This window comes from Geothermobacter hydrogeniphilus, assembly GCF_002898515.1.
Classification (GTDB): Bacteria; Desulfobacterota; Desulfuromonadia; order Desulfuromonadales; family Geothermobacteraceae; genus Geothermobacter_A.
In genome coordinates, this window is record NZ_PPFX01000026.1 from 1 (window position 1) to 19,931 (window position 19,931).

Here is a 19,931-nt window from a genome sequence, read left to right on the forward strand (position 1 = left end):
GCTGCCGCTACGCCTCCGCGCTCATCGAGGCAGCGCCTTGATTTGATAAAAAATCAGACGCCTTGACGTCTTGACGCTGTGGTGTGGTGTTGGCCGATGGTTTGTAACGACCCAATCCCCGGATATTTCTATGTCGCCAGTTGACCTGAAAAATTTAACCCCTGAACAGTTGACCGAATTTCTCCAGGGACTCGGCAAGGAAGCCTTTCGCGCCCGCCAGCTGCTGCGCTGGATCTACAAGCGCGGGGTCTGCGACCTGGCCGCGATGACCGACCTTTCCAAGGCCTTGCGCGAAGATCTCGCCGAGCGCGCGGTGATCTCCGACTGGGAGCCTGAGACGGTGCAGGTCAGCCGTGACGGCACCCGCAAGTACCTGTTCCGCCTTGCTGACGGTGAAACCGTGGAGACGGTACGTATCCCTATGGAGGGGGGGCGTTCGACGCTCTGTATTTCCAGCCAGGTCGGTTGCGCCATGCAGTGTTCTTTCTGTCTCACTGGTTCCTTCGGCCTGACCCGCAACCTGACGATCGCAGAAATTGTCAACCAGGTCTGTGCCGCCCGCAAGGACGGTCCGGTCAATAATATCGTCCTGATGGGGATGGGGGAGCCGCTGCACAATCTTGATAATGTCATCGGCGCCCTGCAGATCCTCTACGCCCCCGAGGGTTTTGATTACAGCCCGCGCCGGATTACCCTGTCAACCTCCGGGCTGGTGCCGCAGATGGAGGAGCTGGGGCGTCGCATCCGGGTCGGACTGGCGGTCTCCCTGACCGCCGCCAACGATGCCCTGCGTGACCGGCTGATGCCGATCAATCGGCGCTATCCCCTTGATCAGCTGATGACGGCGTGCCGCAATTACCCGCTGAAGCCGGGGGAGCGGATCACCTTCGAATATATCCTCCTGCGGGGAGTGAATGACGCGGTGGCCGATGCCAGGGAGCTGGTTCGGCTGCTGCACGGCGTGAAGGCCAAGGTCAACCTGATCGCCTTCAACGAATACGCGGGGTCTCCCTTTCAGACCCCGGATGACCGGACCATCCGCCGGTTCCAGACTTTTCTGCTGGACCACGGTCTGGTGGCGGTGCGTCGCGCGAGCAAGGGCAGGGATATTCTGGCCGCTTGCGGGCAACTCAAGGGTGAACTGGAAAACTGTACCTGCCCCGGGCAGGAAAAAGAGGGAGATGCCTGATGAACGAAATGACGATTGGAGTAATTGGAGGCAGTGGTCTTTACGCCATGGAAGGCCTTGAAGATGTCCGCGAGGAAAAGGTCGACACCCCCTATGGCGATCCATCGGATGTGCTGGTCACCGGTCGACTCGGCGATGTCCGCATGGTCTTTCTGCCCCGTCATGGCCGCGGCCATCGGTTGCTGCCGTCCGAGGTGAATTTTCGCGCCAACATCTACGCCCTGAAAAAACTTGGTGTCGACCAGGTCATCTCGGTGTCGGCTGTCGGCAGCATGAAGGAAGAGATCGTTCCCGGCCATATTGTCATCCCTGACCAGTTCTTTGATCGGACTGTTGCCCGCGACAGTACCTTCTTCGGTGAAGGAGTCGTCGGCCATGTCCAGTTTGCCGACCCGGTCTGCGACCGCCTGGCTGCCATCCTGGCACAATCGGCTCGCGAGGTGGGGGCGACGGTTCACGAAGGCGGGATCTACCTCTGCATGGAGGGACCGCAGTTTTCAACCCGTGCCGAGTCGCGTATCTATCGCGCTTGGGGCGTTGACATCATCGGCATGACCAACAGCACCGAGGCCAAGCTGGCCCGCGAGGCCGAACTCTGTTACAGCACCATCGCCCTGGCGACCGATTACGACTGCTGGTATGAAGGGCACGAGGATGTTTCGGTCGAGGCGGTGGTCGCCCTGATTCAGCAGAATGTCGCCATGGCGAAAGACATTATCGCCGCGGCCGTGAAGCGTCTGACCGGCGAGCGGAGCTGCAACTGCGGGGTGGCGCTACAGTACGCCATCATGACCGACCGCGCGTTGATCCCGGCGGCAACCAGGGAAAAACTGGCCGTGATCATGGGGAAACATCTCTCCTGAATGGAGCTTGCGGTCGTCAGATGAAAACGGTATACATGAACTTCGTAATCCGGTGACTGACCACCGGACGATTTTTCCGCATCAGGAGCAGGTGATGAGTATTCTGGTGGTCGGTTCTGTGGCCTTCGATTCGGTACAGACCCCGTTTGGCAGGGTTGAGGAGGTTCTCGGCGGCTCGGGGACCTATTTTTCAACCTCAGCCAGTTTTTTTGCCGACATCAACCTGGTCGCGGTGGTCGGCGAGGATTTTCCGCAGCGGCATCTTGATTTTCTGCGGGCCCGCAATGTGAATCTCGAAGGCGTCAAGGTTGTCCCCGGAGAAACCTTCCGCTGGAAGGGGGAGTACGGCTATGATCTGAATGAGGCCAAAACTCTCGACACCCGCCTGAATGTCTTCGAGAACTTCAAGCCGATACTGCCGGAGTCCTATCGGGACGCCGATTTTGTTTTCCTCGGCAATATCGACCCCGAACTTCAGTCCCAGGTCCTGGACCAGGTGCGTCATCCGGAACTGGTGGTTTGTGATACCATGAATTTCTGGATTTCGGGCCGACGTGAGGCGTTGTTGAAAACCCTGACCAGGGTCGATATCCTGATGATCAACGAGGCCGAAGCCAGGCAGCTGGCTGAAGAGGCCAACCTGGTCAAGGCCGCTCAGTCCATTCTTTCCATGGGGCCGAAAACGGTGGTCATCAAGCGGGGTGAGTATGGCGCGCTGATGTTCAGCGAGCATACGATTTTTGCCGCTCCCGCCTACCCGCTGGAAACGGTATTCGATCCGACCGGCGCCGGCGATACCTTTGCCGGAGGCTTTATGGGCTACCTGGCTGCCAACCGGAATTTTGGTGACGGAAGCATTCGCCAAGCCATTATTTTCGGCAGCGTCATGGCCTCCTTTGTTGTGGAAAATTTCAGTCTCGATCGACTCCGGGATCTTGAGTACCGTGATATCGAAGAGCGTTTTCGGCGCTTCAAGCTGCTCACTGAATTTGAAGGACTCTGATCAGGGTGATGTTCCAGTGGGATGAAAAACGACTGAGGTTGAATATTCCAGCCCGGCAGGTCCTCAGGCTGGAACGTTCCCTGAGCGATGTCCAGGTCAGCCTGCCGGGGCTTGAGCCTCAGCCTGCCACCGCTTACCTTTGTGTTTTTCATGTTTCCGGCGGACTCCGGGTGGCGATTATTCTGCATCTGCATGAAGCCCGCCGGTTGGCGATTTACCTCAACAGGGAGGGCCCGCTCGGCAAGGACGAGGCCTGCCGTGTTCTCGGGGAGGCCAACCATTTTGCCGAGACGCTCGGGTTTATGCTCGGCAATCTTGATTTCGTCCGCATGCCGGAGCCGGATCGGGACCGGTTCTGGCAATCTCTCCCACTCATGCGGGGAGTGCCGGCTCCGACGGGGATGGCGCCAGACGTCGATGGGAAAGCAGCTGATTCCGGGGGGGCTCCGGTTTCGCCATTGAAAAAAGGTTGGACAGTTGCCGAAATGAAGATCAAACGTCGTAACTTCATCGAAAATCTCGGGCGCCTTCTGGGCATGCTCTAGGGGGATGCCATGGTGCTCCGTCTTCTGATTATCCTGGCGCTGTTGCTGCCGGTAGCCTGCACCCCGGTTGCCGACGTGAAGAAGGATGCCAGTGTTCACGAAACTCTCGGTTTCTCTTACCTGCAGGAGGGGAATCCGACCAAGGCCCTGAAAGAATTCCTGCTGGCCGTCGAAGATGATCCCGAGAACCCCGATGTCCGCTCCGGGCTGGCCCAGGCCTATCACCGGAAAAAGGCCTTTGAACTGGCCGAGGGGCAGTATCTCAAGGCTCTTGAATATTCCCATGGCGACCCGAAGGTCCGTAACAACCTCGGGGCCCTGTATCTCGATATGCGGCGCTGGGAGGATGCTCTGCGGCATTTCCGGCTGGCGGCCGACAACCTGCTGTTCGGCTCCCCCGAGGTTGCCCGGACCGGCATGGCGGTGGCGCAGATCAAGCTGGGAAAATATGCCGACGCCGTTGAATCCTGCCAGCGCGCATTGCAGATTGATCCCCAGTATCCCCAGGCCCGTCTTTACCTCGGTGAGGCTTACGATGCGCTCGACAAGCCCGAGCTCGCTATCGTTGAATACCGGAAAGCCGTGGCTTTCGTGCCGAATTATCTTGAGGCGCACTACCGCCTCGGCATGTCCTACATGCGGCAGAAAAAGATGAAGGAGGCCAGGGACGAGTTTGACAAGGTCGTCAATATCGCCCCGGAATCGGATCGGGGACGCCTCGCCGGCCAGTATCTGAAGCTGTTGAAGTGAGGATCGCCCCGCTGTTGTCAGCAGGAAATGCTGATGCAGGTTGGAAGTGACTGCCAGGTTCTGTTAAACTTTCCCTCCCGTTATCCGATACATGTCTATGAGCCGTTTCCGTAACGCCCCGGTTGAGTGAGACTTGCGCGCCATGATTATTCAATGTCCCAGTTGTTCCGCCAGGTACCGTATCGACGCCTCGAAAATCAGTCGCGAGGTGGCGCGCGTCAAGTGCCCGAAATGCCAGACCGGTTTTGAGGTCAGTCTCAGGGCGCGGCAATCAGCGGATCAGGCATCGGGAACCCATGGCAGTTGCAGGCGTCGCAGCAAGGTGGTGGTGGTCGATGACGCGCGTTTTTTCCGTGAAGTGGTGCTTGACATTCTGCAGCCGCTCGATATCGAAATTTTCAAGGCCGGAGATGGCGCGGAAGCCCTTGAGGTGATTCGGCGGGAAGTGCCCGATCTGGTGATTCTTGACCTGAAATTGCCCAAGATGGACGGCTATCAGCTGATCCGGGCGATCCGTTCCGATCCGGTGATCAAAAATACCCGTCTGCTGGCCATGAGCAGCGTGTTCCGTGGTGAAGAAGAGGTTCGCAAGGTCACCCTGGCCGGCGCCGACGATTTCCTCAACAAGTCATTCCGGCCCGAACACCTTCTGCAACGGGTCAATCGCCTCCTGGACTCCTGAAAATGCCTCAGATACAAGTCGCTGCCGACCTGGTACGTGACCGGTTCGGCAGCATCAACTATGACTTGGCTGTTATTCTCGGCTCCGGTTTTGATGTCACCGCCTCCGGTGAAGTTCTTGGCGAACTGCCCTTCGGCGACCTTCCGGGTGCTCCGGCCGCACCTGTTCCCGGTCATGCCGGCCGCCTTCTCTGTCTGCGGTTTCGCGATCGTCGCGTTCTGGCCTTTGCCGGCCGTTTCCACTGTTACCAGGGGTTGAGCGCCCGTCAGGCGGCCTTTCCCGTCTGTCTCGCCAAAGCCCTTGCGGTTGACCGGTTGCTGATTACCAGCGCCGTCGGGGGAATTTCGCGGGAGATGACGCCGGGAACTTTTGTCCTGCTCCGCGATCATCTCAATCTGCTTGGCGACAACCCTCTTGCCGGAGAGGTTCCACCGCGGTTTGTCGATTTAAGCCGTCTTTATCGACAGGATGTTTTTGACTGTCTGGCTGCCGTCGCCGGACCGGCGGGGATCAACCTGCGGCGGGGAGTCCTGGCCGCCCTGTCGGGACCGAGCTATGAAACCCCCGCTGAAATTGAAATGCTGCGTCGGCTCGGTGCCGATGTGGTTTCCATGTCGATGGTGCCGGAGGCCATTATGGCGGCGGCCTGCGGTCTGGAGGTTGTCGGCCTGGCGCTGGTGACCAACCTTGCCGCCGGACTGGCGACCGCAAGCCTCGACCACCGGGAGGTGCTGGCGGCCGGCGCCTCCTCGTCCGGGCCGTTCGGGCAGTTGTTTGAAACCTTGCTGGAAAACTGGTGTTCTTTTCATTGAATGTATCCAACATGTTGAAAAATAAACGGAAAATGTTGCCGTGATCGCGTTGGCGCGTGATTGACATCGGCCAGTGTCATGCTAGGGTTGTTAAAGAAGAGTCTAACCGGGAGATTGTCATTGGGAGAGGAAATCAAAACAGTTCTCATCGTTGATGATGAAGAAAATGCGCGTATCGGGCTGAGCAAACTGCTCAGTCAGGAAGGTTACCAGGTCAGTAGCGCCGCCAATGCCGGGGAAGCACTTGAATACCTCAGTCGGGAACCGGTCAGCCTGGTCATCAGTGATATCAACATGCCGGAGATGAATGGTCTGAGCTTTCTGCGTGAGATTCACAATCATCACCCGGGAACCCATGTCATCATGATTACCGCCTATGGCGGCGTCGAATCCTATCTGGAAGCCATGAACCTGGGGGCGTTCGAATATATCCATAAACCGGTCAAGCTTGACGAGTTGAAGTCGGTCATGCGCAAGATCGCCAACTGAATTTCCCGTCGTCGTTTCGGGGAAGAAGGGGGAAGAGCCATGGAAGATTTCAGGACCATTCTTTATGCTACGGATTTTTCCGACAGCTCAGACTTCGCCTTTGGCCATGCCCTGTTGCTGGCGCGAAAATTCAACGCGCAACTGGGAATTATTCATGTGATCAACGAACCGGTTGATCTTCGCGGTTTCTACGTACCCCACATCACCTTCGAAAAACTCGAAGAGGAAATCGAGCAGGGCGCGCAGAAGATGATGGAGCGATTCTGTCGAACGCATGTTGGTGATTACGAAGCGGTTTCGACCTTTGTCGTTCCGGGGATCCCCTATGATGAGATCATCAAGAAGTCCGTTGAAATATCCGCCGATCTGATCGTCATGGGCACCCACGGTCGAACCGGTCTTGACCATGTCCTGTTCGGCAGCACCGCCGAAAAGGTGGTTCGAAAGTCGCATGTTCCGGTCATGACGGTTCACTGCCGGGGTGATGACTGATGGTGCCGCCCGCCTGATGAAAACCGCCACCCGCCTTTCCTGATCGACTCAACCCCCTGTTTCCACTTGTCAGAATGCTGAAACAGGGGGTATCTTGTGTCTTTATCCAGAATCAGCGATTATACTTGGGAGGTTCGGGTTCTCTTGGATGGGGAGGGTGGACAGCGAGATGAAAGATTGCATTGTCGTCGTCGATGATGAGCGCATCATTCTCGAACTGACATCGATGATTCTGACCAGCCGTGGTTACGAAGTTCACACCGCCGAAAATGGTGTTGCCGGGGTTGAGCTGGTGCGTCGGTATCAGCCGAGTGTTGTTCTGCTCGACTATATGATGCCGAAAATGGACGGTCTGACAGCTCTCAAGTTGATCCGTGAGGAGTACCCCGCCAGTTATGTGGTGATGTTCACCGGCAAGGGCAGTGAGGAAATCGCTGTTGAACTGATGAAGGCCGGGGCTTCGGACTATATTCTCAAGCCCTTCTCCAATCACGACCTCATTGATCGTATTGAGCAGGTCTTGCGCCTGCGCCGCATCGAACTGAACAATCTTGAATTGCGTCGCGAGCGGGAGCGGCTGCTGCGCGAGGTCGAAGAGTGGAACCTCGAGCTGGAACACCGGGTCGAAGAGAAAAGCCGTGAACTGGAACGGGCCCACGCGGAAATTCTGCAGGCCGAGAAGCTGGCGGCCTTGGGCCATGTCTCGGCCGGCATGGCTCATGAAATACGCAACCCGCTCAATTCGATCAGCCTGTTTGCCCAGGTGTTGCGCGGTGCGGTGCAGAACGACTCTGAGCTGGTGACCTACGCCGACAAGATCATCAACGAGGTTGATCGCATCGACGAGTTGCTGGTCAAACTGCTGGCGACCAGCAACCAACCGCTCGGACCGCGGTCCGAAGTGGACCTGCCGGATCTGATCCGTTCGGTCCTGGAGTCTTTCAGCGATCAGCTGCGGGCTCAGAAAATCGATCTGGATGTCGCCCTGGTTCCCGCCGAGCCGTTCATGGCCGATCCGGAAGAGGTGAGACAGATCTTTTCCAACCTGATCGCCAACGCTCTGCATGAAATGCCGGACGGCGGTCGGCTTAAAATTCATCTCGGTCGAACCGATCAAGTGCTGCAGGTTGAGGTCAGTGACACCGGCGCGGGGATTCCGGAGGAGCATCTCAGCCAGATTTTCGATCCCTTTTTCACGACCAAGAGCAAGGGGACCGGGTTCGGTCTTTCGGTAGTGTTGCGCATCGTCAAGACCCTTGGGGGGCGGATCCGGGTTGAAAACGCAGTCGATGCCGGCGCCCGGTTCCTGATCGAACTGCCGGTTGCCTGACGGCAGCCACGGGATACGTTATGGCCCTTCAGTTGCGTGAGGTCGCTTTGCGGCTGGATCAGGATGAATCGGAGCTGCCGGTTGAGACGGCCCGCGCGCTGAACCTTGACCCGGCAGAATTGTCTGATTTCAGGGTTGTCAGGCGCTCCATTGATGCCCGCAAACGCCCACGGGTGCTGCGGGTTTTTACTGTTCGCTTCAGTGTGGCCGATGAGGATGCCCTGTTGCGGCGCCAACTGCGCAACAGGCGTCTGTCCAGGGAAGAAGAGATCATTCCGGTCCCTGTCAGCCATCTCGTCGCTCCGTTGCGGGTGCTGGTTGTCGGCATGGGGCCGGCAGGTCTTTTTGCCGCCTGGAATCTTGCCCGCCATGGCGTTTCGGTCACCCTGCTGGAACGGGGGCGGCCGGTGGAAGAGCGCCTCTCGGATGTCGAACGGTTCTGGACGGACGGTTGTCTTGATGAACGAAGCAATGTTCAGTTCGGGGAGGGGGGGGCCGGAACCTTTTCCGACGGTAAACTGACCACCCGCGTTAACCATCCCGGCATTCGCACCATCCTGCGGACCCTGGTTGACTGCGGCGCCCCCGAATCGATCCTGGTCGATGCCAAACCCCATGTTGGCACCGACCGCCTGCGCGGGGTCCTGGTCCGTTTCCGCAGGGAGTTGCAGCGCCTCGGTGTCGATGTCAGGTTTTCCAGTTGCCTCAGCGGGCTGCAGGTCTCCCGTGGCCGGGTTGTCGGCGGCCTGATCAATGATGCCGATGAAGTCTCCTGTGATGCCCTGGTCCTGGCGCCGGGACACAGTGCCCGGGATACTTATGCTATGCTGTCGTCATCCGGCGTCCAGCTCGAAGCCAAGCCGTTTGCCCTCGGGCTGCGGGTTGAACATCCCGCCGTCCTGATAAATCGTATTCAGTACGGTCTCGATCGTCATCCGAAGCTGCCGGCCGCCGATTATCGGCTGGCATGGAACGACGCGAAGAGTGGTCGTGGGGTTTACAGTTTCTGTATGTGTCCCGGCGGCGAGGTGATCAATGCCTCCTCCGAGTCGGGACGCCTGGCGGTCAACGGTATGAGCCATTACCGGCGGGACTCGGAGCGGTCCAACAGTGCCCTGGTGGTTAGTGTCGATCAACGCGATTACGGCTCCGGGGTCCTGGCCGGCATGTTTTACCAGCAGCGACTGGAAGAAAGGGCCTTCAAGGCCGGTGGCGGCGGCTATCGGGCTCCGGCCCAGAACCTGATGGCTTTCCTTGGTCGCGGACAGGGGCCGCTGTGTGGTGACTGCAGACCGGGGTTGACCTCGGCCGACCTGCGGGAGTTGCTGCCGTCCGATCTGGTCGACGCCCTGCAGCAGGGAATTGTCCACTTCGATCGACGGATGCGGGGGTTCATGACCGCCGAGGCGGTGTTGATAGGGATTGAGAGCCGGACCTCGGCCCCGCTGCGGATCGTAAGAAATGTATCCGGGGAATCCCTCTCACATCCCGGTCTTTATCCGGCCGGTGAAGGAGCCGGTTATGCCGGAGGTATCATGAGTGCGGCCTTGGACGGACTTAAAGCCGCCGAACAGATTATCAAGCAGGTCAGAAACCGGGAGGTTTTGTGAAAAAGTTTTTTGTCAACACGATTCGTGAGCGGGACTGGGTTGAAAGCAGTTTCCTGGTTCGTGACAAGGTTACGGCCATGGCCAAGAACGGCAAACCCTACCTGACCCTGAAACTGATGGACCGGACCGGAGAAGTCGAAGGTCGTGTCTGGGACGGGGTCGATGAAATCGCCGCCCGGTTCGAGAAGGACGATGTCGTTCAGGTTCAGGCCAAGGCCAGCGTCTATCTCGGGAAAATGCAGCTGGTGGTGCAGGATCTGCGCAAGCTTCCGGAAGCGGAGGTTGACCTGGGGGATTTCCTGCCGACATCCGGTCAATCTCCCGAACAGTTGATCGAACACTTGCGGCGGTTGGTCGACGGGCTGCGGAATCCCCATCTGCGGGCCCTGATGGAACTGTTTCTCGCCGATGAGGATTTTTTGCGGGGCTACAGCAGCGCGCCGGCAGCCAAGTCGATGCACCATGTTTATCTCGGTGGCCTGCTGGAGCATTCCCTGTCGATTGCCGAGCTGATCGACAAGGTCGCCGGGCATTACCCCGAGCTGGATCGTGACCTGCTGGTGGTCGGCGCCCTGCTGCATGATGTCGGCAAGGTTGCCGAACTCAGTTATCGCCGCAGCTTTGATTACACCGATGAAGGCAAGTTACTCGGCCACATCATCATCGGTGTTGAAATGCTTGAACAACGCCTTGTCCGGCTGGATGATTTTCCCCGGCCTCTGGCGGTGCATCTGAAACATCTGTTGCTTTCTCACCACGGTCAGTATGAATACGGATCCCCCAAACGCCCCAAGACCCTTGAAGCGGTGGTGTTGAATTTCATTGACGACCTTGATTCGAAGATGAACGGTATTCGCAGTCATATTGAAAAAGACAGTCATCGCGAAGGAAGCTGGACCAGTTACCATCGGCTTTACGACCGTTATTTTTTCAAGGGCGACAATACTGCGGATGAAGAAAGCTGTGAACCTTCCGCCAAGGTCCGGCCGCTGCCGCAGATTCCGGGAACGCGTGAGGTGAAGAAAAACAGTCGGGAGAAGCACAGCGACCCTCTCAGTTTCTCCCTGGCAGAACAGCTCAAGGGCAAGAGCCTCAACCTCTTTTCCAATGACGAGGATGAAACATGATTATCCATGCCTGGCCTGTCGGTCCCCTGCAGGTAAACTGTTTCCTGGTCGGTTGCGAAGAAACCCGGGAGGCGATGCTGGTTGACCCGGGGAGTGACGCGGAGCTTATCCTGAAGGGAATTTCCGACTCCGGACTCAAGGTCCGGACGATCGTCAACACGCACGGCCATTTCGATCATATCGGCGCCAACCGCAAACTGGTCGAGGAGACCGGCGCCGAACTGTGCATGCATGCTGATGATGTGCCGCTGATCGAACTGGCCGTGAGCCAGGCGGCCCTTTATGGCCTGCAGACCTCGGAGTCGCCGCAACCGACACGCCTGGTTGCCGAAGGAGACCGGATCGACGTCGGAAGTCTTCATTTTGACATCTCCCATGTCCCGGGGCATTCGGCCGGCAGCATCTGTCTTTACGGGGCGGGCCATCTGTTCGCGGGCGATGTGCTGTTTGCCGGTTCGGTGGGCCGAACCGACCTTCCGGGTGGCAACTTTGAGCAGCTGATTTCCGGCATCCGCCGTAAACTGCTGGTTCTTCCGGATGACACCGTCGTTCATTGCGGGCATGGCCCTGATACCACCATCGGTCGGGAGAAACAGGTCAATCCGTTTATCGGCGGCTGAATTCACAGCCTGAATCAGGTTCAATAAAGGAGTTGGACATGTTTTCCGGAAAACAGGTCGTCATCGGGGTCTGCGGCGGCATCGCGGCCTACAAGGCTGCCGAACTGGTTCGCCTGTTCGTCAAGGCCGGTGCCGAGGTGCAGGTGGTGATGACCCGCCACGCGGCCGAGTTTGTCACCCCGCTGACCTTTCAGACACTGAGCGGTAACCCGGTTCACAGCGAGCTGTTCAACTTGTTGCAGGAGCGTGAAATCGGCCATATTTCTCTTGCTGACCGGGCCGACCTGATGGTGATCGCTCCGGCCACCGCCAATCTGGTCGGCAAGGTCGCGGGCGGACTTGCCGACGATCTGCTCAGTACGACCCTGATGGCGACCCGTGCCCCTGTTCTGTTCGCCCCGGCGATGAACGTCAACATGTATGAAAATCCCCTCTATCAGCGCAACCAGGCGGCTCTGGTCGACCTGGGCTACCATTTTATCGAGCCGGTGGTCGGTGAACTGGCCTGCGGCTGGCAGGGGAAGGGCAAGCTGCCGGAACCGGAGGCGATTCTGGAGGCGGCCCGGGGTCTGCTGCGGCCGGCCGATCTTGCCGGTGAAACCGTGCTGGTCACGGCCGGTCCGACCCGTGAAGAGATCGATCCGGTACGCTACATCAGCAATTATTCCTCCGGGAAGATGGGCTACGCGATTGCCGCCGCCGCGGCCCGGCGCGGCGCGCGGGTGTTGTTGGTCAGCGGGCCGACCTGTCTGCCGCGGCCGGCGGTGGCGGAATTTATTTCGGTGACCAGTGCTGTTGAGATGCGCGACGCGGTGATGAACCGGGTCGGCGAGGCGGGGATGGTCTTCAAGGCGGCCGCGGTGGCGGATTATCGGCCGATCCAGCGGGCCGAACGGAAGATCAAGAAGGGGGCCGGGGAGGCGCCGCTGCTGGAACTGGAGCGCAATCCGGATATTCTGGCGGAACTCGGAGAACTCAACGGCCCGCGGCTGCTGATCGGGTTTGCCGCCGAGACCGACCAGCTGGTGGCTCACGCCGCGGCCAAACTGAAGGCCAAGAATCTCGATCTGATTGTCGCCAACGATGTCACTCGCGAGGGGGCCGGGTTCGATGTCGAAACCAATATTGTCCGTCTGCTCTACCGTGACGGCCGCAACCTTGAACTGCCGCGGATGAGCAAGACCGCCCTGGCTGACCGGTTGCTTGATGAAGCCCTGGAAATCAAACGGCGGCGGTCAGAAGGATGAGAGCATTTCCAGTAGACGTTCCGGGCAGGTGATCCCCTCGCGAAATCGAGGTTTCAACTCCGTCAGCAGACGTTCTGCTTCGGCTTCCGGCAACTTGCCGTCGAGCCACAGCAGGTTGAGGTTTTTGCGAATCATCTTGGCCGCGTTGAGAGCCCGTTCTCCGGCCGGGTCAGCCTTCCAGTAAGGGCTCAGTTCCATCTCGGCGAGTATGCTTTCAGTGACGACCCGGGCGAGAGTGAAATACTCCTCGCGATCGCTGTCGCTGATCTCCCAGCGGGAATTGCTGCCGAGTGAGCGAATCATCTTCTGCCAATGCTGCAGACGGCTGAGCAGCAGCAGTGAATTGAAAATCCGCTTGTTGGTGCCGAAGGAAAAAATGGTGTCGGCAATGACGCTGCGCAACAAGGCATCGTTGTCGCTGAAGTTCTTGCGGGCGATGGTTCGCGCCCGGGACCAGGTTTCCGGATCGACGCTTGCCTCGATGCGCATCTCCCAGTAGGTGTGTTTGAGCATCACGGTATTGAAGGTCCGCACCAGCTTGTAGGGAACAAAATAGGAATGGGCTACGGTGTCCATGGCCAGGTGGCTGAGATAGCCGTAGGCACAGGCTCGCTGCGGGTCATTTTGCGCCGCGGCAAGCAGTTGCTTGGCGACGCGCCAGGAATGGCAGTGTCGCAGATAATGGGTGAATTTCTTGCCCAGGGTTATGTCGGCGCTGATGCATCCGTAGAGGAAGTCGTTGGGATAGGCGGTCAGCAGCGCCTGCAGGTGAGGTGCCACCAGTCCGATGCGTTCCAGCACCAGGGAGCCGACCTGCAGGTGAAAACCGATTCCCCAGGCCCAGCAGTGGCTCGGGAAGGCCACCAGCAGCAGGGTCAGGCCGATAATCAGTGGTGCCATAGGGAGTCCCGGGGTGCGCTCCCGTTCGGCGGTCGAAGGTTTGAATTGACAAGCCGGGACGGGGCGGAAAAGTGGTTTCAGACAAGTCTGGACCAGTATTCGGAACCGGTTCAGGTCAAGCATAGACAAGCAGACGGGGTAAGTAAAGCCGCCATGGTCGACAAGTTGCACAAGGAAATCTTTCAACTGGTACGGCAGACTCGAAGTTTGATCGAGGATTTCGCCAACCTCGGTATCGAGCAGATCAGTCTGCCGCCGCAGGAGATGATGTCGAAGACTGCGACCGACCCTTCTCCCGTCCAGGCGGATGTCCGTGAAACGCTGGAACAGATTCGAGCCGACCTCGGCGAATGCCGACGCTGCAAGTTGTGTGAAAAACGCAACAGCATCGTCTTCGGGGTCGGCAACCCCGACGCACGCCTGGTGCTGGTCGGCGAGGCCCCGGGCCGCGAGGAGGACCGTCGCGGTGAACCGTTTGTCGGCGAGGCCGGTCAGCTGCTCGATCGTATTCTCTTCGCCATGGGGTTGCAGCGCTCGGAGGTCTATATCTGCAATGTCGAGAAGTGCCGTCCGCCCGGCAATCGCGACCCGGAGCCGGATGAGATTGCCGCCTGCGAACCCTTCCTCAAACGGCAGCTGGCCGCTATCGCTCCGCAGGTCATCATCAGCCTCGGCCGCATCGCCTCTCAGGCCCTGCTGCGTGACCAGACCGCGATCAGCAGGCTGCGGGGGCACTGGCGCGAGTACCAGGGCATTCCCCTGATGCCGACCTTTCATCCCGCCTATCTGCTGCGCAACCCGACCGCCAAGCGGGAAGTCTGGGAGGATGTGAAACAGGTCATGCGTCGTCTTGATGGCACCGCCGGTTGAGGGGAGGGGGGAGTGAATGCCTTCGAACTGCAGCATATCTGCCGGGCCATACCCGGCGATGAAGGTCCCCAATCTCTACTCAATGATGTCACCGTCTGTTTCGAAAAAGGGTTGCTGCATGCCCTGGTCGGTCCCTCTGGCGGCGGAAAAACCAGCCTGCTGCGTTTGTTGAATCGTCTCGATGCTCCCGACGCGGGTACTGTCAGCTATGCCGGCCGTGATCTCGGCTGCTGGGAACCGCGCCGACTGCGGCGCACGGTCGCTTTTGTTCCCCAGCAACCCCATATCTTCCCCGGAACCGCCCGCGACAACCTGCTGTTCGGCCTGCGGTTTCATCCCGACATCGTACCGACCGATCAACAACGGCTGAGCGAACTCTGCGCGTTGAGCCAGTTCCCGCCGGATCTTTTGTCGAAACCCGCCGAGAAGCTCTCCATCGGTCAGCAGCAGCGGCTGGTCCTGGCGCGCGCTCTATGTCTTGAGCCCGAGGTGCTGCTGCTCGATGAACCCGGCAGTGCTCTCGATCGACCGACCGCCGAGGCCCTGGGCCGTTCCCTGCGCCATCTGTGCCGCCGCTCGGTGACCATCATCCTGGTCAGCCACGATCTCGAATGGGTCCGCAATCATGCCGACCAGGTGCTGTTCATGGAAGCGGGAGAACTGAAGCTGCAGTGTCCGGCGGCCGCCTTTTTCAATCGAGGGGTGGAGGACCGCATCGGCCGCTTCATTGCCGGGCAGAAGGAGGCACTGCATCATGACGGGTGATCTGCTGCAGCTCAACATGGCCGACCTGGGGCTCGCCTACGGTCTGGTGCTGCTGAGCGCGGCACTGGTCAGGTGGCAGGGTTATGGAGGCAGTGGAGGACTGTTGCGGGCCTCACTGCGGATGGTGGTTCAGCTGCTGGCGGTCGGTTACCTGCTGGAAGGGGTCTTTGCCCTGCGCCATCCGCTGGCGGTGGCGGCGATATTGGCCGTCATGGGGCTTTTCGCCCTGCAGGTGATCGGTTCCCGGGTGCAGGACAAGATGCCGTATTTCTACCGGGTCATGGCCGGGGCGCTGCTGGTTGGCTGCGGCCTGGTGACCTGGTTTTTCTGCGTCGGCGTGGTGGGTGTGGAACCCTGGTACGAGCCGCGCTACCTGATTCCCCTGGCGGGGATGATTGTCGGCAACTCGATGAACGGTGCCGCGCTCGCCGCCGAACGTCTTGCCGTTCAGATCCGTCGGGGAGGGGCTGAAATCGAGGCCGCTCTCTGTCTCGGTGCCAGCCCGCGGCAGGCGGTCGCGCCGCTGCTCGGCAGCTCCTTCAGGGCCGCCATGATTCCGGCCACCAATACCATGGCGGCGATGGGCATCGTCGCCCTGCCGGGGATGATGACCGGGCAGATTCTCTCCGGCACCGCGCCGATCATCGCGGTCCGCTACCAGATCGCCATCATGTGTGCCATCACCGGTGCCGTGGCGCTGACCACGCTGCTCATCCTGCATATCGGTTACCGGAGTTATTTTACCGCCGATCAGCGGCTGAAATCCTGACGTGTTTCACGTCTCAGGTGTCATCAGCGCCAGGTAGATGTCCATCACGTTGGTGCGGGTCGGCCCGGTGATCAGCAGGTCGCCGGTGGCGCGGTGGAAAGGGTAGCTGTCGTTGTTGTCGAGGCGGGATTCCGCGATCTGTCCCATCTCCCGGCCGCGGTCGATGCTGCCGCCGTCGACGATGGCACCGGCGGCGTCGGTCGGGCCGTCAGTGCCGTCAGTGCCGGCGGCCAGGATCACGATGTTGTCCCGGCCGTTGATGGCCAGCGCTGCGGCCAGGGCGAATTCCTGGTTGCGACCGCCTTTTCCGTTGCCGGTCAGGGTGACGGTGGTTTCCCCGCCGGCCAGCAGACAGGTCGGTCGGCAAACCGGTCGAGAGGCCGCCGCGGCCAGTTGCCGGGCCGCCTCTCGGGCTTCTCCGCACAACGGGTGATCGACAACCCGGCACTCATAGCCGAGTTCTTCGGCCTTCTGGCGCGCGGCCTCCAGCGCGGAAGCGTTGCCGGCGATGATCCGGGTTCGGCCGTTTGCCGGGAACTCCTCCGGTTCCGGGGTTTCCGCCCGTTGCCCGATCCGGCCAGCGTGCAGGTGGTCCCTGACGGTTCGGGGACAGCGTTGCAGAATTTTGTAGCCGCGAAGAATCTCTTCGGCTTCGCCATAGCGGGTCGGGTCGGGAACGGTCGGCCCCGAGGCGATAACATCGAGCGGGTCGCCGATGACATCCGAGATCACCAGGGTCAGCATCGTGGCCGGTGCCGCCCGCTGCGCCAGTTGCCCCCCCTTGACGGCGGAAAGGTGTTTGCGGACGCAGTTGATTGCGCCGATGTCGGCGCCGCAGGCGAGCAGCAGGTCGGTGGTGATGACCTTGTCGGCCAGGCTCAGACCTTCCGCCGGGGCGGCCAGCAACGCCGACCCGCCGCCTGACAGCAGGGTGATGACCAGATCGTCGGCGGTCGCCTTGTCCACGAGTTCAAGAATCTGCCGGGTGGCCCGTACTCCACGTCGGTCGGGGATGGGATGGGCGGCTTCCCGCAACTGGATATGATCAAGGGGCAGCCCGTGGCCATCCTTGGTGACGATCAGTCCCTCGCTGATCCGTGGCCCGAGGATCTCTTCCACGGCCCGTGCCATCGGCGCCGCTGCCTTGCCCGCACCGATCACCAAGATGCGGCCGGAAGGGAGGGGAGTCTCCACGTCCAGCAGTCTGAGCCGGGTTCGATCAACCAGCAGCCGCAGGCTGTTTTTGACCGCGACCGCCGGATCGACGGCGGCAACAGCAGCCCGGAAGATTGTTTCGGCATGGTTGCGCAGCTGCTTGTTTTTTGTCTTCAGATTCAAGGAAAAACCAGCGGATTCAAAAACGGAATTGTCAAAATCGATGTTCGGTTCTTTCTGTGATCTATCCTCCTCAGCGCCCGCGTTAAAAAGGTCTTTCTGGCATCCCCGGCCTCTTTGTGGCACATTGGGGCGATTGTAGCAGGGGCTCCTGCCGGCCTGAGGTGTTTATCTGAGGATTGTTGCGCGATGGATATCAAACGTCTGACCCTGTTCTGCAAGATTGTTGAACTGAAAAGCTTTACCCGTGCCGCTGAAGCGGTCCATCTGAGTCAGCCTTCGGTCAGTGAACAGTTGCGGCTGCTCGAAGAATCGGTCGGCGAACGGTTGCTCGACCGGATGGGGCGGGAGGTTGTCCCCACCCCGGCCGGTCGCAAACTCTATCCCTATGCGCGGCAGATCCTGCAGTTGCGGGAAGAGGCCCGGCAGGCGATGGCCACCTTCCGGGGCGAGTTGGCCGGAACTTTGAGCATCGGTGCCAGCACCATTCCCGGCACCTATATCCTGCCCGGCGTGATTCAGCAGTTCCGGCAGCAGTATCCCGCCTGCCGGATTTCGATCCGGATTGCCGGTAGCGGTGCGATTGTGCAGGGAGTGCTGGAGAGCGACTATGAATTCGGCCTGACCGGAAGCCGCTTTCGCGAGACACGCTGCGCGTTCGAACCGCTGTGGGACGATCAACTGGCTGTCATTCTGCCGGTCGGTCACCCGCTGGCGGGATTGCCGGAATTGCCGCCGGAGCAACTCGGGAATCTCCCGTTCGTGCAACGGGAGGTTGATTCCGGAACCCGGGTTTTTTCCGAAACCGCCCTGCGCGAGGCTGGTTGCGATCCCGGCAGTCTGCGGATCGTAGCCGAATTCGGCAGCAATGAAGCGGTGCGCCAGGCGGTGCTGGCCGGACTCGGCGCGGGGATTCTCAGCCTGCGGGCGGTGGCGTCTGAGCTGGATCGCGGCGAGTTGGTCGCCCTGCCGGTCCGTGGGACGCGCATGCGTCGTTCCTTTTACCTGGTTCAGCGTCGAAAACGTCAGCTTTCTCCCCTGGCCGAAGCCTTCCTGGTCCATATGCGGAAGGCGGCGAATTCAGCTCCGGGGGTCTGACAGCTCTTCCTGCAGCCCGAGCCGCTTGATTTTCTCGACCAGGGTGGTGCGGTTGATACCGAGCAGGGCGGCAGCCCTGGCCTTGATACCGTTGCCGATTCTGAGTGCGTCGCGAATCAGTTCTCGTTCCATCTCGGCGACAGTCGCCGGCATGTCGATCCCTCTTTCCGTGACCCGGGGGGCGATGCGGTCGTCGCCGGCATCCTCATCCAGCCCGCCGATATCGGGCGGCAGATCCGCTCTGCCGATGCGGTCCCCGTCGGTCAGGGCGACGCTGCGTTCAATCACATTTTCCATCTCCCTGACATTGCCCGGCCAGTCATAATTTTCCAGCGCCTGCATGGCTTCGGGAGAGACCGACATCAGGTTGCGTTGCATCTCCTGACAGCTCTTCTGCAGGAAATGTCTGACCAGCAGGGGGATGTCCTCGCGCCGTTCGCGCAACGGCGGCAGCAGGATCGGGATGACGTTGAGACGGTAGTAGAGGTCTTCCCGAAACCGCCCCGCCCTGACATCGGCTTCCAGGTCGGCGTTGGTTGCCGAAATAACCCGGACGTTGATCTTGATCGGCTTCCTGCCGCCGACCCGTTCGATTTCCTGTTCCTGCAGGACCCGCAGCAGTTTCATCTGCAGGGGAGGGGGCATGGTGCCGATTTCATCGAGAAAAACAGTACCGCCATCGGCCAACTCGAATTTACCCGGTTTGTCGGCAACGGCGCCGGTAAAAGCACCCCGGACATGTCCGAACAGCTCACTTTCGAGCAGCTCGGCCGGGATCGCTCCACAGTTGATGGCAATGATCGGCTTGTTGCGGCGGGTGCCGTTAAAGTGGATGGCGCGGGCGACCAGTTCCTTGCCGGTACCGGATTCACCGAGAATGAGGATGGTTGAATCGGTGTGAACAATCTTCTCCAGCCGGGAAAAGACCCGTTGCATGGCCGGGCCGTGGCCGATGATGTTGTCGAAGGCGTATTTGCCGCGCAGTTGCTGTCGAAGATAGAGATTTTCCGCCACCAGCTGGCTTTTTTCCAGGGCCTTGGTGACGATAATCTTCAGTTTTTCGAAATCGATCGGTTTGGTGATGTAGTCGAAGGCCCCTTCCTTCATCGATTCGACGGCTGTTTCCGCCGATGCGTTGCCGGTAATCAGGACCACATTGGTGTAGGGATAGTCGATCTTGACCCGTTTGAGGATATCGATGCCGCTGACGCCCGGCAAAAAAAGATCCGTGATCACAACCGCGTACGGGGTCTGCTGAAGGACTTTCAAGGCTTCTTCGCCGGTGCCGACCGCTTCGACCTGGAAGCCGCTTCCGGTCAGCAGCAGGGATAGTGCTTCCCGGTTGTGCGGTTCGTCATCGATGAGAAGAATCTGTGCCAGTTGTTTCATCACTCCCCCTGGTCCGTCATTTCATTGACGGGGTCAGCTTAACATC

The 19,931-nt window shown here is 59.8% G+C and carries 21 protein-coding genes; 18 read left to right on the forward strand and 3 right to left on the reverse strand.

Going from position 1 to position 19,931, the window contains the following annotated elements:
• The first annotated feature begins 130 nt into the window (after positions 1 to 130).
• The 14 genes from rlmN (at position 131) to coaBC (ending at position 12,759) form a co-directional block, all read left to right on the forward strand.
• Positions 131 to 1,189: a 23S rRNA (adenine(2503)-C(2))-methyltransferase RlmN gene (gene rlmN, locus C2E25_RS11355; RefSeq protein ID WP_103115854.1), complete on the forward strand. Its 1,059-nt coding sequence runs from the start codon at positions 131 to 133 to the stop codon at positions 1,187 to 1,189.
• The gene (mtnP, locus tag C2E25_RS11360) at positions 1,189 to 2,052 is read left to right on the forward strand and encodes an S-methyl-5'-thioadenosine phosphorylase (RefSeq protein ID WP_103115855.1); all 864 of its coding nucleotides are present in this window, start codon (positions 1,189 to 1,191) and stop codon (positions 2,050 to 2,052) included. The genes rlmN and mtnP overlap by 1 nt, the downstream gene beginning before the upstream one ends.
• A gap of 94 nt (positions 2,053 to 2,146) precedes the next feature.
• A complete protein-coding gene (locus C2E25_RS11365; RefSeq protein ID WP_085010637.1) occupies positions 2,147 to 3,055 on the forward strand; it encodes a PfkB family carbohydrate kinase in 909 nt (302 codons plus the stop codon).
• 5 nt (positions 3,056 to 3,060) lie between these two features.
• Positions 3,061 to 3,600 carry a hypothetical protein gene (locus tag C2E25_RS11370; protein ID WP_146032956.1) on the forward strand — a complete coding sequence of 180 codons (540 nt, stop codon included), beginning with the start codon at positions 3,061 to 3,063 and terminating at the stop codon, positions 3,598 to 3,600.
• Positions 3,601 to 3,609: 9 nt separating this feature from the next.
• On the forward strand, positions 3,610 to 4,350 hold the full coding sequence (locus tag C2E25_RS11375) for a tetratricopeptide repeat protein (RefSeq protein ID WP_103115857.1): 741 nt from the start codon (positions 3,610 to 3,612) through the stop codon (positions 4,348 to 4,350).
• Between the two features lie 142 nt (positions 4,351 to 4,492).
• Positions 4,493 to 5,032 (forward strand): response regulator, encoded by a 540-nt coding sequence (locus C2E25_RS11380; RefSeq protein WP_103115887.1) that lies wholly within the window; start codon positions 4,493 to 4,495, stop codon positions 5,030 to 5,032.
• A 2-nt stretch (positions 5,033 to 5,034) separates the two neighbouring features.
• Entirely contained in the window at positions 5,035 to 5,844 is an 810-nt protein-coding gene (locus C2E25_RS11385) for a purine-nucleoside phosphorylase (RefSeq protein WP_103115858.1), read from the forward strand.
• Positions 5,845 to 5,964: 120 nt separating this feature from the next.
• The gene (locus C2E25_RS11390; RefSeq protein WP_085010632.1) at positions 5,965 to 6,333 is read left to right on the forward strand and encodes a response regulator; all 369 of its coding nucleotides are present in this window, start codon (positions 5,965 to 5,967) and stop codon (positions 6,331 to 6,333) included.
• A 39-nt stretch (positions 6,334 to 6,372) separates the two neighbouring features.
• Positions 6,373 to 6,825 (forward strand): universal stress protein, encoded by a 453-nt coding sequence (locus tag C2E25_RS11395; RefSeq protein WP_103115859.1) that lies wholly within the window; start codon positions 6,373 to 6,375, stop codon positions 6,823 to 6,825.
• Between the two features lie 169 nt (positions 6,826 to 6,994).
• Positions 6,995 to 8,155 (forward strand): response regulator, encoded by a 1,161-nt coding sequence (locus C2E25_RS11400; RefSeq protein ID WP_103115860.1) that lies wholly within the window; start codon positions 6,995 to 6,997, stop codon positions 8,153 to 8,155.
• 20 nt (positions 8,156 to 8,175) lie between these two features.
• The gene (locus C2E25_RS11405) at positions 8,176 to 9,765 is read left to right on the forward strand and encodes an NAD(P)/FAD-dependent oxidoreductase (protein WP_103115861.1); all 1,590 of its coding nucleotides are present in this window, start codon (positions 8,176 to 8,178) and stop codon (positions 9,763 to 9,765) included.
• On the forward strand, positions 9,762 to 10,892 hold the full coding sequence (locus C2E25_RS11410; RefSeq protein ID WP_103115862.1) for a 3'-5' exoribonuclease YhaM family protein: 1,131 nt from the start codon (positions 9,762 to 9,764) through the stop codon (positions 10,890 to 10,892). Before C2E25_RS11405 ends, C2E25_RS11410 begins: the two co-directional genes overlap by 4 nt.
• The gene (locus C2E25_RS11415; protein ID WP_103115863.1) at positions 10,889 to 11,512 is read left to right on the forward strand and encodes an MBL fold metallo-hydrolase; all 624 of its coding nucleotides are present in this window, start codon (positions 10,889 to 10,891) and stop codon (positions 11,510 to 11,512) included. Before C2E25_RS11410 ends, C2E25_RS11415 begins: the two co-directional genes overlap by 4 nt.
• Positions 11,513 to 11,550: 38 nt before the next feature.
• Positions 11,551 to 12,759, forward strand: a complete 1,209-nt coding sequence (gene coaBC, locus C2E25_RS11420) for a bifunctional phosphopantothenoylcysteine decarboxylase/phosphopantothenate--cysteine ligase CoaBC (RefSeq protein ID WP_103115864.1) — start codon at positions 11,551 to 11,553, stop codon at positions 12,757 to 12,759.
• Here the strand turns inward: coaBC and C2E25_RS11425 are convergent.
• A complete protein-coding gene (locus tag C2E25_RS11425) occupies positions 12,748 to 13,659 on the reverse strand; it encodes a zinc dependent phospholipase C family protein (RefSeq protein ID WP_103115865.1) in 912 nt (303 codons plus the stop codon). The two genes, coaBC and C2E25_RS11425, sit on opposite strands and share 12 nt — an antisense overlap.
• A gap of 153 nt (positions 13,660 to 13,812) precedes the next feature.
• On the opposite strand from C2E25_RS11425, the gene C2E25_RS11430 reads away from it, so the two are divergent.
• The 3 genes from C2E25_RS11430 to C2E25_RS11440 are packed head-to-tail and all read left to right on the forward strand — an operon-like array spanning position 13,813 to position 16,063.
• Positions 13,813 to 14,529, forward strand: a complete 717-nt coding sequence (locus C2E25_RS11430; protein WP_103115866.1) for a uracil-DNA glycosylase — start codon at positions 13,813 to 13,815, stop codon at positions 14,527 to 14,529.
• Between the two features lie 12 nt (positions 14,530 to 14,541).
• Positions 14,542 to 15,294 carry an ABC transporter ATP-binding protein gene (locus C2E25_RS11435; RefSeq protein WP_103115867.1) on the forward strand — a complete coding sequence of 251 codons (753 nt, stop codon included), beginning with the start codon at positions 14,542 to 14,544 and terminating at the stop codon, positions 15,292 to 15,294.
• The gene (locus C2E25_RS11440) at positions 15,284 to 16,063 is read left to right on the forward strand and encodes an ABC transporter permease (RefSeq protein ID WP_103115868.1); all 780 of its coding nucleotides are present in this window, start codon (positions 15,284 to 15,286) and stop codon (positions 16,061 to 16,063) included. Before C2E25_RS11435 ends, C2E25_RS11440 begins: the two co-directional genes overlap by 11 nt.
• A gap of 6 nt (positions 16,064 to 16,069) precedes the next feature.
• Here C2E25_RS11440 and C2E25_RS11445 read toward each other — a convergent pair whose 3' ends face one another.
• Positions 16,070 to 17,401: a glycerate kinase type-2 family protein gene (locus C2E25_RS11445; RefSeq protein WP_199177421.1), complete on the reverse strand. Its 1,332-nt coding sequence runs from the start codon at positions 17,399 to 17,401 to the stop codon at positions 16,070 to 16,072.
• 186 nt (positions 17,402 to 17,587) lie between these two features.
• Here C2E25_RS11445 and C2E25_RS11450 point away from each other — a divergent pair, with 186 nt between their 5' ends.
• Complete coding sequence (locus C2E25_RS11450; RefSeq protein ID WP_103115869.1) at positions 17,588 to 18,496, forward strand: selenium metabolism-associated LysR family transcriptional regulator; 909 nt, start codon at positions 17,588 to 17,590, stop codon at positions 18,494 to 18,496.
• Here the strand turns inward: C2E25_RS11450 and C2E25_RS11455 are convergent.
• Positions 18,479 to 19,885, reverse strand: coding sequence for a sigma-54-dependent transcriptional regulator (locus C2E25_RS11455; protein ID WP_103115870.1), 1,407 nt, complete (start codon positions 19,883 to 19,885; stop codon positions 18,479 to 18,481). The genes C2E25_RS11450 and C2E25_RS11455 overlap by 18 nt on opposite strands.
• Positions 19,886 to 19,931: the final 46 nt, after the last annotated feature.